Here is a 13,405-nt window from a genome sequence, read left to right on the forward strand (position 1 = left end):
TTTATGAAATCCCAAATTGCCTTTGCTGTTTTAATTAGCGCTGTTCTCAGTGCATGTGGCGAGGACATCTCAAATCGTAAAATTGAGCTTAGTGAAACACTTAGCCGTTATCAATGTGATAATGATTCGGTGATAAAAGTTGACTACAACGACAGTGATAAGGCAACTGTCCATTTTAACGAACAGGTGGTTAAGATGAAGATTGCACGCTCAGCCAGCGGTGCAAAATATCAAGGTGATGGGTTTGTGTGGTGGACAAAAAATGATGAAGGTATGTTGCTTAGACAGGAAGAAGATAAAAACAACCGCATCATCGCACGTTGCGAGATGCGGCCCAATGAAGCCTTAACAGTGAAGGCGCAATCAAACTGATTATAAATGCTCGTCCCAATAGGCAACGTCACTTATATAGAATTAGGATGTCTTATACCGACAACTTTTCAGGTGTAGCTAAAGTACTTTTTACAAACTCAATGGCAGCGCTTACATTAGCAAATAAAACTTGATCTAATGGCTCTGGCATGCCAATTTCTTTGCGCATTTTTTCAATCTGGCTTTTCGCAATTGCCGACTTCAACACATACGCAGCACTAACACAGCCTAACTGCAAACAGCGCTTTGCTGTATTTACCAGTAACTTGTAGGCTTCTGGTGTCGCAGCTATGGCCTTTTCGGAATAACTCACGTAACCCCATGTCGAAGAATGGATCTCGGCTCGACATTGCTCTAATGCCCTAGAAAAATAATGGATCATAGACTCATTAATATTTCCTTCGAAACAGGCAAAGAGGATATTTTGCTCGGCCCAGAGGGTTACTTTCCCGCACCGAGTTTGATAACTATATTTTGACATTAATCCTTATCCGGCTCCTTTCGAAGTGCGGATTATACATCAGCACGACAAGGTTAAAAAAGAGTAATTGCTACTTTTTTAACCTAAATCGCATATTATGCTTATGGCTCAGCGAGTTGCTGTTTCGCTGCCTCAGATTCTTCTTTTAGGTAGTTATTAAATGACAAGCCTAAAAACTGCGGTAAAGTAGCGCTAATTGCCAAGGAAGACAAAGTACCAATGAGAATGCCACAACACAACGCCATGGCAAAACTATTAAGTCCCGCGCCGCCTAACCACCATATCGCTAACACTGTTGTGAGCGTCGTTAATGAGGTGATAAGCGTGCGGCTCATTGAATCCTTTATCGCTTGGTCTATGGTATTGCCCACGGGACTGTTTTTCCACTGCTCTTCGAACAAAAGCTCTCTAACTCTGTCACCAATCACAATCGAATCGTTGAGTGAGTAACCAATAATCGCCAGCAGCGCTGCAAGCACGGTTAAGTCAAACTCTACTTGCGTTATTGCAAACAAACCTAGCGTCACAATCACATCATGAAAAAGTGCGATACTTGCGGAGACCGCTAAGCGCCACTCAAATCTAAACGCCAAGTAAATCAATACACTAAGTAACGCGAATATACCAGCAAGGCCACCTTGCTCAATTAACTCATTACCCACCTGTGCACCAAGATAACTGGCGTCTAATACGCTTGCTTGCCATTGTGTTTCAATTCCTTCTATCCACTGTTTGACGTGTGTTTCATCGGTGGACTGAGGGGGTTGGAAAACTCTCCAGCTACCATCGTTTTGTAGAGAGATTCGCGCATCTAGAACACCAAGCTCAGCTAGCTTGTTTTGCATTTCTGTTTGGCTCGTTTGCTTGGGTAAATCGATAACCGTAACGTAACCGCCGGTAAAGTCTTGGCCTAATACAATGCCTTTTTGAGTGATGGCTATGAGACTTGCAAGGACAAGTAACAATCCAGAAATTAGCCCGACGAATCTTGCCTTTTGCGTTTTACTTGTCATTTTACTTTGCGCCTTTACGTGATTTTGAATAAAGAGATTCTGATAACATACCGGAGACGACCACACCCGCGAAAATACTGGTTACTATGCCCAGCGCCAAAGTGATCGCGAACCCTTTTACTGGTCCATAACCGATACCAAGTAGGATAAGAGCAGTTATCATCGTGGTTAAGTTGGCATCGATAATACTCGACATGGCTTGTTGATAACCTTGCTTTAATGCAGTAACCATCCCAATGCCTTTACGCCTTAATTCGCGAACGCGCTCAAAAATAATCACATTGGTGTCGACGGCCATACCGATAGTCAAAACTAGGCCCGCAATGCCGGGTAAGGTAAGCACAACACCAGGAAGCAGCGACATTAATCCAATCAGGCAAACTAAGTTTACCAGTAATGAGGTAATGGCCACTGCGCCTAGCTTGCGATACCATACTGCCATAAACAGCAAAGTTAGGCTTAGCCCTAACGCCAAAGCTTTAAAGCCGCTTTCAATATTCTTTTCGCCCAATGAAGGACCAATGGTTTGCTCTTTCACAATGGTGATTGGTGCGTCAAGAGAACCCGCCCGCAACAATAATGCTAACTCTTGCGCGCGTTCCATTGACTGCATATTGGTAATACTGAATCGGGTATTTAATACTTGTTGAATAGTGGCTACTGAAATTACCTCCGTTTTGCGCTTAATCTCTCCTTTTGGATCCGCGTAATATTCGCTGAATACGGTAGCCATTGGTTTACCAACATTGTTTCTAGAAAATCGGTTTATCTTTTCACCGCCTTGAGAAGATAAGAATAGTTGCACTAAAGGCTTTCCGTATTCATCTCTTCCTGCTGTTGCGGACTCTATTTCATCCCCGCCAAAAATGGCAACTGGGTCGACTGAAACCAAAGCGCCAGATTTATCCTTTAATTTTTGACCTCCCATTTCTTGTAATGCATGAAATGAAAGCTTTGCTGTGGCGCCGATAATACGCTTGGCTTGTTCTGGGTCTTGCACGCCAGGTAATTCGATTCGTATATAGTTAGTGCCTTGACGTTGCGTAACTGCTTCTGTGATCCCGAGTTCCTCAATACGCGAACGTAAAGTAGATAGCGCTTGGGTCATTAACTGCTTATCGAACTCTGCTTTTTTCGCTTCGGCAAAACGGAAATTAACTCTCGTTAAACTGCCTTGTTTATGAGTTGTACTGGTAAATTGTGGATAGAGTTCGCGCAGTGTCGCAGTAAGTGCTACGAGTTCATTTTGCCCTTGCGCTTTCGCTATGACCTCAACCTGCTCGCCACTGATAACTTGAGGAATAGATAGGTTACGATAACGATTTTTGATCCGTAGGCTATTGGCTTCGTCTGCGAGTGACTGCAGTTTATTTTGCGCCGCTTGCTCTGTGTCAACCTTGAGTACGAACAACACACCGCCGTCCAAGTCTAGTCCGAGCTTGATAGGTTTGAGTCCAGTGCTTTCTAACCACTGTGGCATCGTTGAAGCACTAACAACCTTAACACTTAGCTTGGAGTGAGACTCAGCCATATAAGCACGCGCTTCGGCGGTTAGCGTGCGGTTTTCAAGTTCAACTAAGTAGCCACCTTGATGAGACTCGATTTGCTTGACTTTGAATCCCTCTCCTTCTAGCTGAGATTTAAGCTCAGGCAGCGATAGAGACACTACCTCGTTACTACTTGCTTGAATTTGAATCAAATTCTTATTGGGATACAAGTTTGGTAGTGCACAAAGGATCAACAAGAACACAATAAGCGCAGTAAAAAAGCGTTTTGCACGCGCGGTTGCTCCACGAGAGGTTGATGGCCTCGTTGGCGAATTTATATCTTTCATATTTTTCTCATTATCTATCTGAGCGATACCGATTTGCTAACGAATACTGGTCATATAGACGTTAGGGGACTGGTATCAAAAACTACTATTTGGGTGCTTTATTGGTATAGATAATGATTAAGAGGCGAAGTTGAGACTGCCTTTGAAGGTTAAGTTTGCCGGCTTACAGTTGTCGATAAAGCCATTATTTGGCCGAGTATCACACATATACCAAGGCACAGGCTTAGGTCTATTGATGTCATAGACTGAGGCCGGTATATATTTTTCTGCTGCAAGCTCAAATACAAGCGCATATTCGGCTTGTTGTTTAGGATGTAGAAAATAACTAGGATGGCTAGTACGCTCGCGTTCCGGCAATAAGCCCTTTTCGTGATGCGTGGTTTCACCACTGAGCTTTATTGGACTTGTAGGGCTTGGCTTACTGGGTAACTGATTGGAGTCAGCGAGGCCCTTTTGGGTGATGTTTTCGAAGCTCGTGCTGTGCGTATCAGAAGTATGGGATAAGTGATTATCAGGCGTTCCTGTCGCGCACGCAGCAGCTACCCATAACAACATGAGTAATGGCATAACGGCGAAAAGGTTAAAACGCTTCATGAAAACTGATTAAACAACTTATTAGATAAAATTACGAGATTGGGGCGATAGTAGCAAATTCAAGATAGCGGTATCAATTATAATGAATGTGAGAGGCATAAAAAAACCTCCAACTTGGGAGGTTTTTCTTGTCCAGCGAGTGGATTAAGGATTTACTTGGTCTTTTAGGCCTTTACCTGCTTTGAACGAAGGAATGTTCGCAGCTGGGATTTGGATTTCAGCGCCAGTTTGTGGGTTACGACCAGTACGCGCAGCGCGCTCTTTTACTGAGAATGTGCCAAAACCAACTAAAGCAACAGAACCGCCATCTTTTAGTGTGTTAGTTACTGCGCCAGTAAACGCTTCTAAAGCACGGGTTGCCGCTGCTTTTGAAATCTCTGCGTCTGCCGCCATCTTTTCAACTAGTTGAGCTTTATTCATTATTAGATTCCTATAACTTTATAATTTGCCTAAGCAAAACCTATGTTTATGCATTTTGCGTTTATGTGCAACCCCAAAATTGCGAAATTCGACGAAATATTTATTATTTTATTGCGTTTCGCCCCGGATCCTGTGGGTTTGTAATCAAACGCTATCAATTTGCTGGCAACTGCGCAAGCTTTGTACCCCATAAAATGCGATTAAAACTCACTATCAGGTAGAACCCCACACTCCACAGTGCGCCAAACACTGGCCAAAAAATGTACCAAGGTGTTGAGATAGAAACTACATCAAAGTTAGCTGCACCGAGATAGCTAGGTGGCGCGCAGACCAAAAATACCACTAATAATATCGGCGCTTTGAGCGTTAATAGTTTGCAAAGTGCATTATTTATTGTCAGCACCAATGCTATCCACAAAACCCAAAGCCAAACCGGAAGTAATTCACTACCTTGGTAATTGATGAGCTGAGCTTTGACCGCAATCAATTCAATGCTCATTCCTATGGCGGAACCTATGAGTGCAAGCACCAAATTGAGACGCTTATTTTGGTGCCCTGCGAGCATAACGAGACAGCCTAGCAACATCAACCAAAGCGCGTCTGCTTGAAAAAATAATGCAGCAAACCAAATACTTTGGAAGAGTAGCGCGTTAGTAATCCAATGTTTGAGTACAGACATTGGACTGGTATCTTGGTTTTCTGGCGACTAAATGCACGGCACTGGTTGCTCTTTGTTTAAACGCCCCTTCGCAGTAGCATAAATAAAATTGCCAAAGGCGATAAAAGCGTTCATCGAAACGTTTACCATCAAGCGAAGGCCATGCTTTTTCAAACCGAACACGCCAATCGTATAGCGTTCTGGCATAGTGCAGACCGATATCATGGAGTTCGTGGACAACCATATCGGTGGAATTTACGATTTGCTTGCTCATTTCACTCACGGAAGGAAGACAACCGCCAGGGAAAATATACTGCTGAATGAAATCCGATTGCTTGAGGTAATGTTGATAACGTTGGCAGGCGATGGTAATGGCTTGAATCAGCATCGCGCCAGTCGGTTTCAGCAAGTCGTTGCATTTGGCAAAAAAGCCCGATAAATAAGCATGTCCAACTGCCTCAATCATTTCGATAGACACCAGCTTGTCGTACTGGCCGTCCAATTCGCGGTAATCTTGTTTTAGTAATGTGATGTGCTGCTGCAACCCTTCTTTTTCAATCAGTGCTTTTACGTAGGCATGCTGCTCTTCTGAAATAGTTGTTGTGGTTATATGGCAGCCGTAGTTTTTTGCAGCATAAACCGCAAATGCGCCCCACCCGGTGCCAATCTCAACAACTTTGTCAGCTGCCTGAAGATCCAAACGCTCACAGATTGCGGCTAACTTATGTTGCTGCGCTTCTTCAAGCGATGCTTCCTTTGAGGGATACACTGCACTAGAGTACAGCATTTCTTCACTTAAAAATGATTCATAAAGGTCGTTACCAAGGTCGTAGTGGGCGACAATGTTACGCTTTGCGCCTTGTTTCGAGTTTTTATTTTTAAGATGCTTTATCTTATTCACAATGCCGGAGAAAAATGCAAACTTATTTTCAAAGGCATCCAGCTGAGCTTGGTTTAGGACGAAGATCTCAATCAGTTTGGTTAAATCCGAACAACTCCAGTGACCAAGAATGTAAGATTCACCTGCGCCGACACTGCCTCCGAGTGCAAATAGCTTATACATTTGTGCTGAATGAACATGAATATCAACGCTTAGGCTTGTTTCCGACTCACCAAAACAGTATTTTTGGTCGCCTTCGACAAGTACCACTTTTCCGGTTTCTAAGGTATTCAACGCGCCAAAGACGAGCTTTTTATACACTCTATCGAATGTAGAAAGCGAAATTGATGAGGATATTGTCGTGGTATTTTCCATCTTATACTCTTCCGGGGTGCCCAACAAAAGGCACTTTTTTTAAAAATAACTTCAACGCTTGCCAGTAGATGCCTTTAGCTATGCTCCATGTCATTGCTGGAAACCGCTTAAGCAATTGATTAATATTTGCTTCATTGAGCTCCTGCTTTTTGAGCGTCATCGTGGCATCAAATAGCAATTCGTCACCTTTTCTGTTTTCAATATGGATTAGCGTATTGCTACCGGGTGGCTTCACTTTCCAGTGGTAGTGCATATCCAAATTCATAAAAGGTGATACGTGAAATTGCTTTTTAAAGTTCACTTCTTTACTTAATTCAACTAAATAAAAATGACGCTCGTTCCAAGGCGTATTACTGACCTCAGCGAGCATATGGCTAAAACCAGCCCCCTTCTCGTCTTCAAAAAAGTAGAAATTAACCGGACTGAAGTAAAAGCCTAAACAGCGTATTTGCGCCATTAAATATACTTTTGTTTGTGATGAAACGGGTTTGCCTAGCGAATTTGACTTAGCACGTGCGCGCTCAACTAAGCTTTCGCCTTCTGTGAGGATATAGTCAGCTTGATTGAATTTAAGCAGTTTTAAGCCGGATGTACCAAACTTTGACGAAATACTATTGAGTGCGTCGAGCTCACTTAAATCTAGCCACATCATATACATGGGGTAAGAAAAAGCATGCTTGGCATGAGCGAATCGCCGATGCCGAACTTTTCCCACCAGTATTGCACTGTTCAAAATGAGATACCCAATTGCTCGGCCACATCTACCGCACTTCTCACCCCATCTTCATGAAAGCCGTTGAACCAGTACGCACCACAAAAATAACTATGGTGTTTACCATCGATGTCGGCTTTACGTTTTTGGGCCGCAATGCTGGTGGTATTGAATACCGGATGATGATAGACAAAGCGGCGGATCACTTTGTCTTCAGCTATCCCTTCATCATGATTTAACGTGACACAGTATTGATGTTTAGCGTCAAACCCTTGCAGTATGTTCATTTGGTAGGTGACAACAGCGGCTTTGTCCGTCGCTTCGTTTAATAAATAGTTCCAACTGGCCCACGCCAGCGGACGTTTTGGCAATAAACGGGTGTCAGTGTGCAGCACCACTGAGTTTGCAGTATAAGGAATTGCACCAAGTATCGCTTGTTCATCACTCGATGGGGTATTTAGTAACGCTAAAGCCTGATCGCTATGACATGCAAAGACCACTTTATCGAAGTACTCATTACTACCATCTTTGAAGACGATGGTCACACCAGAGTCATCACGAACTACTGTCTTGATGTCGGCATTAAGCACAATATTGTCTTTAAATTCTGCCACCAATGGTTGAATGTATTCCCTCGAACCACCTGGGATAACATACCATTGAGGGCGATTTGTGATGTCCAAGAGCCCATGGTTGAAGAAAAACTGGACAAAGAATTTAGCTTCAAAGTCGAGCATTTCTTTGATACTGGTTGACCAGATAGCTGCGCCCATCGGCAAGATGTAGTGCAGCTTAAAAAACTCATTAAATTGGTGTTGCTGTAGCAGTTTACCAAGCGTTTCAACACCTCGATAGTCGTCTTTTTCGTATAATGATTTACAAAGATCATTAAAACGCACAATATCCTTTAGCAATCGCCAGAAGGTCGGCCTCAGTAGGTTACGTTTTTGTGCGAATAGCGTGCGGAGTGAATGGCCATTGTACTCAAACTTCGATTGACTGTTGTGAACACTAAAGCTCATTTCGGTTTCTTGGCGACTAACACCAATTTCAGCCAGCAATTTTTCAAACTTTGGATAGGTTCTGTCGTTAAATACGATAAAGCCGGTATCAACCGCGAGCTTTTCACCTTGGTATTCAACATCAATAGTTGCTGTATGCCCGCCAATATAATCATTTTTTTCAAAGACTTTCACGTCATGTTGACGACTTAACAGGTATGCTGCGGTCATACCTGAAATACCGCTTCCAATTATTGCAATCTTAGCCACGGGCTATCCTTTTTGCGAGAGGTAACCACAACGAAAACGGCAGTAACCTGAGAAGTTTTAAAAATAGAGTAAATCTTTTTGGGAAATGTATTTCCTTGCTGCGCTTTTCTATTCCTTTGCTAATGTAACCCACGGCCTCATCGACACTTACAATAAATGGCATCGGAAAGTCGTTTTTATCTGTCAACGGCGTTTCTACAAATCCTGGGTGAACTAAGGTTACATCAATGTCTTTTAATGTTGCTGTCAGGGTGCGCGCTAAATAGCTGACAGCCGCTTTCGACGCACCGTACGCTTCGGCGCGAGGCAAAGGTAAAAATGCACTGCTGGAACTTACGATGCAAAGTTGCCCGCCTGTTTTCATTTTTGGCAGTAAAACGTCTAGGCAGTGGCCGATTGAGATGACGTTGATATGCATTACTCGCTCAAACAAATAGCCGTCAAATTGGTTGGGATTATCGATATACTCACAACCACCTGCGTTGAGGATCACGAGATCCAAGTCGTCAATATCTTTGAAGTTATCTTCTATCTCTTCGCGGTTCGTTAAATCAAATGCTTTGCTCTTTGCACCTACGCTGCTTTCTAATTTGTCTAACACTTCTTGGTTGCGGCCACAAGCAGTTACTTGATGTGACTGTTTTGCATAAAATTCCGTAAGACCTTTACCTATCCCTGATGTTGCGCCAGTAATTAAGATGTTGCTCATGCCGTGATCCTTTTATCCAATAGACGAATCACACCACCGAGTAGTGGAACGTGGCGATACAGCATTTGCGCACTGTCAAAGTAATCCCGATGTTGCGCCACTTTTTCGCCAATAAAACTTAAACGACTATGACCATCGACTTCTATGACCTTACCGCCATTTAGCTTGGGGTGTTGATAGGACATAGTCCAGTAGATAAAGCTGACGTCATCAACTTGATAGGCGTTCGTAACAAGAAATTCGATTTCAGAGACATTTTCATATAACACCTGAAAATAACTCGTTAGCGCATCAAGTCCTTGAATTTTATGTAAAGGGTCTACGAAACTGATGTCCTCAGTGTAAATTGAAGCCAATTTACCGAGACAGTATTTGTCTATTTCATTATAAATTGCCACGAATCGCTGCATTCTGTGATCCATACCTATTTAAACCTTAAATGCGTCAAGTGCTCTTGCTCTTGCTTCTTTATGATCAACCAGCGGCTCTACATAGTCATCCTTTCCGCCAAATGCCGCTAAATAGTCATGAGGAAAATGAATATGCTTTGCTGGAACATTTTTCAATTCAGGCACATATGTACGAATAAAGGAACCATCGGGATCAAACTTTTCGCTCTGCGTGATGGGATTAAAAATACGAAAATAAGGCTGCGCGTCACACCCCGTACTTGCAGCCCACTGCCAGCCTCCATTATTACTGGCAAGGTCGCCATCTATTAATTTTGACATAAAATAGGCTTCACCTTTACGCCAGTCGATGAGCAAGTGTTTGGTTAAAAAGCTGGCAACAATCATACGTAGCCGATTGTGCATCCAGCCAGTTTTATTGAGCTGACGCATTGCCGCATCGACAATCGGGTAGCCAGTTTGACCATTACACCAGAGCTCAAATGCTTGGCTGTCGTCACGCCACCTAACCGCGTTATATTTATCGTTGAAATTAAAACCTTTACATAAACGCGGGAAAGCGACGATAAGATGGCGATAAAACTCACGCCAAATGAGCTCGTTTACCCAACAAAACTCTGGCTTACTTGGGTTTTCAAGCACTTCAGGGTAATGAAGTTGGATCTCTGCGATGAGCTGCTTGGGCGACACAATGCCTAATGCCAAATATGGGCTGAGCCCCGAAGTTCCTTTGATTGAAGGGAAATCACGGTCATCTTGGTAGTCTGCTAGTTTGTCCTTAATAAAACGATTTACAATCGTGACAACGGCATTATCATCCACTGGCCACTTTTCAGATCCATTGGTCATCTCGAAGAAAGTTGGCTTTTTGAAGTTTGCCTCATGTTGCTTATCTAATGGCCAGCTAGTGAAGTGAAATTGCTGCCCCACAAAACGTTTTAACCATGCTTTTTTAAAGGGGGTAAACACCTTGAACATCTCACCGGAGCCCGTAAGCACAGAGCCTGGTTTGGCAATGAGATCGCCATCGAATAATTTTAACGTGATCACAGTTTCACATGCTTCATCGCGGGCCACTTCATTTACTTCATATTCTTTATTTGCATATAAGCAATCAATGCCTTTATCGTCACAAACAACTTGAAGCTGCGCCGGCAGCTCAGCGAATGTGCTCGCTTCAATGATATGTAGCCTAATGCCAAATTCACTAAGCTGACTGCCAAGCTCAAGTAATCTGCGCTCAAGTAGGTCGAGCTGAATACTGGCCACGTTGTGTGACTGCCACTGTGGCTTGCAATAAAAAAAGAGCGCATCGCGTGCGCCCTCATTCACGGCTTCAATCAAAGCCTCGTTGCCGTAAACCCTGAGATCACGGCGAAACCAAAAAGCTGTTTTCATTATTAAATTCCGAATCTTAAACGCAGTTCGTTGGGGTATGGGTCAAAGTACACTTGGCTTTGCAAATACGCTTTAGGATGCACGGTGAGATGATGCTTGAGCAAAGTCAACGGTACATATAAAGGTACAATACCTTTGCGATATTGATCTATTGCGCCGCACATCTCTTGCTTCTCGATACTGGAAAGCTCGTTCTTAAAATATCCCTGTAGATGCGTTAACGTGTTTGCTTGATTTTTGCGATTGGCAGGCTTGCTCAGTGCCGACATCAAACCACTGATGTATTTATGTTTCAGCGTCTCTATATCCAATTGTTTGCCATCACCGAGTAGACGCCCTAGATCTTTATAGGCTTGGTAATTATGGCTCATCAACAGATATTTGTGCTTGGCGTGGAAATTCGTCAGCTCGTGTAGACCGATGTTTTCCGATTGAGTTAGTTCCTGCCAGCTTTTATAGACAAATACCCGCATTACGAAGTTTTCTCTGAGATGCATGTCATTCAATCTGCCATTTTCCTCGCAAGGCAAAAGCGGATTGTGTTTTATAATTTGCTCAGCAAAAATGCCAATACCCTCAGATGTATTACCTGTTCCTGCTTCGTTATAAACCTTAACACGCTCCATTCCGCAGCTTGGGCTTTTGGCGCAAAACACAAAGCCGGAGAGGCTTTGTGTTTGTGAGGTTGCAACCTTTTCACCAAACTCCTTAAGCTTTGGTGCGACATCTTCTTTACCGTCGGGGCGACTAACTTTGATAATGTCGCCTACGCGGATCTGTCTGATAGTTGGTCTTGGAATTGGCATGCCTATCGCAACTTCCGGGCAAAAGCGCACATACTCAACATGTTCGGCGAATTCATCCATACAAAAGTTTGAACGCTTGTGGCCTGAGTCAAATCGCACTTTTTCTCCAGCCAAACACGCGCTAATGCCAATTTTTATTGGTGATGAAAATTTCATTTCGCAACTATTCCTTTAATAAATCAACTTACCAATTGGGTTTAACAGCTTACTTAAGCCTTTATTAAAGTGTAGTGCACTGCTTACCACGGTAAAGCACAGGCAGCCTTCTTTTGTGCGCGGAGAATGACTATGTTTGCCGTCTTGCCAAATAAAGTCGCCCGGTACGTATTCACCAGCCTCATCTGCAAAATCGCCGTCAAGCAACAAGGTTATCTCAAAGCCCGTGTGGGTGTGCTCTGGAATTTCGCCTTCCGCACCAATTTGTAAAAGACTTGAGCGTAAGTCGCCGTCTTCTAGCAATAACCGAGAGCGAGCGATTTTGCCTACACCTGAAAACTTGGTGCGGTCAATATTCGCAATAGCCCGAGGTAACTGAACATCCCTGCCCTGATAGTTAAATGAGGGTTGGATATATTCTTTAACTTCGTCTATTTCGTCATCCAGTGTTATCGCTTGCATCATCGCCTCGAAATCGCTGCTTAGTGAAGAGTCGCTGCCTCCTCCAAGCTGAATATTCGCTTCTTGCGCTTCAAGCTGTTGAGTCTTTTTCTGACAACATGGACACATTTCGACATGTGCTGCAATTGCGACACTGATACTTGCAGGCAAATTACCTTCAACAAATTGGCTTAATAATGAATCATTAGGGTGATGCTTTATCATGCTTGATCTCCCATTTCTGCGCGAAGTTTTTGTAAAGCAAGCCGTAAACGTGACTTAACTGTCCCGACAGGTATATTAAGATGCTCTGCCAATTGTTCTTGAGACATTTCTTGAAAGTACACGCCTTTGACTATGTCTCGTTGTGCTGGCGGCAACTTATTGATGTATTTTTGAATTTGCGCCGTTTGCAAGTGATCTTGAAAACCGTCGTCGTCAGCCTGCGAATCTTGGATTATCGGCCAGATGTCTTCGCTGATGTGTTCTTCTTTATTACTCTTCATTTTACGCAGTGCATCGAATGACGCGTTACGCATTACGGTATAGATCCACGTTGTGGCTGCGCCTTTATCATGATGATAGAGGTGGGCTTTACGCCACACTGACGTCATCGTATCTTGCACGAGCTCCATCGCTTGGGCGTCATTACCAAATTGTTTCACACCAAAGCGCCTGATTTTTGGCGCAAAGTACTCAAACAAGAAGGCAAAAGCTTTGCGATCTCGTTTTTCTGCAACCTTAACTAAAGCGTCCGATAACGCTTGAGAGGGAGTTTCTTGCACTGCTTTGCGAGTTCCTGACTGAACGTTGCAATCAATAGATTGCTGTTGGCCTAACATAGCTCACCTTCCAATTTATAATTATAAGCTGTA

The 13,405-nt window shown here is 43.4% G+C and carries 16 protein-coding genes; 1 reads left to right on the forward strand and 15 read right to left on the reverse strand.

Annotated elements, in window-relative coordinates:
• The first annotated feature begins 3 nt into the window (after nucleotides 1-3).
• Nucleotides 4-372, forward strand: a complete 369-nt coding sequence (locus QSH61_RS20610; protein ID WP_010605442.1) for an MliC family protein — start codon at nucleotides 4-6, stop codon at nucleotides 370-372.
• 52 nt (nucleotides 373-424) lie between these two features.
• On the opposite strand, the gene QSH61_RS20615 is transcribed toward QSH61_RS20610, so the two are convergent.
• From QSH61_RS20615 to QSH61_RS20685, 15 genes are all read right to left on the reverse strand, one after another.
• Entirely contained in the window at nucleotides 425-853 is a 429-nt protein-coding gene (locus QSH61_RS20615; RefSeq protein ID WP_102058068.1) for a hypothetical protein, read from the reverse strand.
• A gap of 101 nt (nucleotides 854-954) precedes the next feature.
• A complete protein-coding gene (gene secF / locus QSH61_RS20620) occupies nucleotides 955-1,866 on the reverse strand; it encodes a protein translocase subunit SecF (RefSeq protein ID WP_206472019.1) in 912 nt (303 codons plus the stop codon).
• A 1-nt stretch (nucleotide 1,867) separates the two neighbouring features.
• On the reverse strand, nucleotides 1,868-3,700 hold the full coding sequence (secD, locus tag QSH61_RS20625; RefSeq protein ID WP_174169206.1) for a protein translocase subunit SecD: 1,833 nt from the start codon (nucleotides 3,698-3,700) through the stop codon (nucleotides 1,868-1,870).
• A gap of 117 nt (nucleotides 3,701-3,817) precedes the next feature.
• Nucleotides 3,818-4,294, reverse strand: a complete 477-nt coding sequence (locus QSH61_RS20630; protein ID WP_206472020.1) for a hypothetical protein — start codon at nucleotides 4,292-4,294, stop codon at nucleotides 3,818-3,820.
• A gap of 144 nt (nucleotides 4,295-4,438) precedes the next feature.
• Nucleotides 4,439-4,714 carry an HU family DNA-binding protein gene (locus QSH61_RS20635; RefSeq protein ID WP_010377204.1) on the reverse strand — a complete coding sequence of 92 codons (276 nt, stop codon included), beginning with the start codon at nucleotides 4,712-4,714 and terminating at the stop codon, nucleotides 4,439-4,441.
• A gap of 154 nt (nucleotides 4,715-4,868) precedes the next feature.
• Nucleotides 4,869-5,393: a DUF2878 domain-containing protein gene (locus QSH61_RS20640; protein ID WP_206472022.1), complete on the reverse strand. Its 525-nt coding sequence runs from the start codon at nucleotides 5,391-5,393 to the stop codon at nucleotides 4,869-4,871.
• Complete coding sequence (locus QSH61_RS20645; protein WP_010605448.1) at nucleotides 5,365-6,627, reverse strand: SAM-dependent methyltransferase; 1,263 nt, start codon at nucleotides 6,625-6,627, stop codon at nucleotides 5,365-5,367. Before QSH61_RS20645 ends, QSH61_RS20640 begins: the two co-directional genes overlap by 29 nt.
• A 1-nt stretch (nucleotide 6,628) precedes the next feature.
• Nucleotides 6,629-7,360: a DUF1365 domain-containing protein gene (locus tag QSH61_RS20650; RefSeq protein WP_102058073.1), complete on the reverse strand. Its 732-nt coding sequence runs from the start codon at nucleotides 7,358-7,360 to the stop codon at nucleotides 6,629-6,631.
• Nucleotides 7,357-8,610 (reverse strand): NAD(P)/FAD-dependent oxidoreductase, encoded by a 1,254-nt coding sequence (locus tag QSH61_RS20655; protein WP_174169202.1) that lies wholly within the window; start codon nucleotides 8,608-8,610, stop codon nucleotides 7,357-7,359. Before QSH61_RS20655 ends, QSH61_RS20650 begins: the two co-directional genes overlap by 4 nt.
• The gene (locus tag QSH61_RS20660) at nucleotides 8,603-9,319 is read right to left on the reverse strand and encodes an SDR family NAD(P)-dependent oxidoreductase (protein WP_010605451.1); all 717 of its coding nucleotides are present in this window, start codon (nucleotides 9,317-9,319) and stop codon (nucleotides 8,603-8,605) included. The genes QSH61_RS20655 and QSH61_RS20660 overlap by 8 nt, the downstream gene beginning before the upstream one ends.
• A complete protein-coding gene (locus QSH61_RS20665) occupies nucleotides 9,316-9,729 on the reverse strand; it encodes a nuclear transport factor 2 family protein (protein WP_010605452.1) in 414 nt (137 codons plus the stop codon). The genes QSH61_RS20660 and QSH61_RS20665 overlap by 4 nt, the downstream gene beginning before the upstream one ends.
• An 18-nt stretch (nucleotides 9,730-9,747) precedes the next feature.
• Nucleotides 9,748-11,127, reverse strand: a complete 1,380-nt coding sequence (gene phrB, locus QSH61_RS20670) for a deoxyribodipyrimidine photo-lyase (RefSeq protein ID WP_206472025.1) — start codon at nucleotides 11,125-11,127, stop codon at nucleotides 9,748-9,750.
• Nucleotides 11,128-11,129: 2 nt separating this feature from the next.
• Nucleotides 11,130-12,089 (reverse strand): YbgA family protein, encoded by a 960-nt coding sequence (locus QSH61_RS20675; RefSeq protein ID WP_206472027.1) that lies wholly within the window; start codon nucleotides 12,087-12,089, stop codon nucleotides 11,130-11,132.
• Between the two features lie 15 nt (nucleotides 12,090-12,104).
• Complete coding sequence (locus tag QSH61_RS20680) at nucleotides 12,105-12,755, reverse strand: ChrR family anti-sigma-E factor (RefSeq protein ID WP_206472029.1); 651 nt, start codon at nucleotides 12,753-12,755, stop codon at nucleotides 12,105-12,107.
• On the reverse strand, nucleotides 12,752-13,372 hold the full coding sequence (locus QSH61_RS20685) for a sigma-70 family RNA polymerase sigma factor (protein WP_039495233.1): 621 nt from the start codon (nucleotides 13,370-13,372) through the stop codon (nucleotides 12,752-12,754). The genes QSH61_RS20680 and QSH61_RS20685 overlap by 4 nt, the downstream gene beginning before the upstream one ends.
• Nucleotides 13,373-13,405: the final 33 nt, after the last annotated feature.

The organism is Pseudoalteromonas sp. JC3, from assembly GCF_030291895.1.
Taxonomy (GTDB): Bacteria; Pseudomonadota; Gammaproteobacteria; order Enterobacterales; family Alteromonadaceae; genus Pseudoalteromonas.

Excerpts from the sequence above, each read along its gene's own strand:
- QSH61_RS20675 (WP_206472027.1), bottom strand. The coding sequence starts at position 12,089 with ATGAAATTTTCATCACCAATAAAAATTGGCATTAGCGCGTGTTTGGCT.
- QSH61_RS20610 (WP_010605442.1), top strand. The coding sequence starts at position 4 with ATGAAATCCCAAATTGCCTTTGCTGTTTTAATTAGCGCTGTTCTCAGT.
- QSH61_RS20645 (WP_010605448.1), bottom strand. The coding sequence starts at position 6,627 with ATGGAAAATACCACGACAATATCCTCATCAATTTCGCTTTCTACATTC.
- phrB (WP_206472025.1), bottom strand. The coding sequence starts at position 11,127 with ATGAAAACAGCTTTTTGGTTTCGCCGTGATCTCAGGGTTTACGGCAAC.
- QSH61_RS20630 (WP_206472020.1), bottom strand. The coding sequence starts at position 4,294 with ATGAAGCGTTTTAACCTTTTCGCCGTTATGCCATTACTCATGTTGTTA.
- QSH61_RS20660 (WP_010605451.1), bottom strand. The coding sequence starts at position 9,319 with ATGAGCAACATCTTAATTACTGGCGCAACATCAGGGATAGGTAAAGGT.
- QSH61_RS20615 (WP_102058068.1), bottom strand. The coding sequence starts at position 853 with ATGTCAAAATATAGTTATCAAACTCGGTGCGGGAAAGTAACCCTCTGG.
- QSH61_RS20665 (WP_010605452.1), bottom strand. The coding sequence starts at position 9,729 with ATGCAGCGATTCGTGGCAATTTATAATGAAATAGACAAATACTGTCTC.
- QSH61_RS20680 (WP_206472029.1), bottom strand. The coding sequence starts at position 12,755 with ATGATAAAGCATCACCCTAATGATTCATTATTAAGCCAATTTGTTGAA.
- QSH61_RS20635 (WP_010377204.1), bottom strand. The coding sequence starts at position 4,714 with ATGAATAAAGCTCAACTAGTTGAAAAGATGGCGGCAGACGCAGAGATT.
- secF (WP_206472019.1), bottom strand. The coding sequence starts at position 1,866 with ATGACAAGTAAAACGCAAAAGGCAAGATTCGTCGGGCTAATTTCTGGA.
- QSH61_RS20640 (WP_206472022.1), bottom strand. The coding sequence starts at position 5,393 with ATGTCTGTACTCAAACATTGGATTACTAACGCGCTACTCTTCCAAAGT.
- secD (WP_174169206.1), bottom strand. The coding sequence starts at position 3,700 with ATGAAAGATATAAATTCGCCAACGAGGCCATCAACCTCTCGTGGAGCA.
- QSH61_RS20685 (WP_039495233.1), bottom strand. The coding sequence starts at position 13,372 with ATGTTAGGCCAACAGCAATCTATTGATTGCAACGTTCAGTCAGGAACT.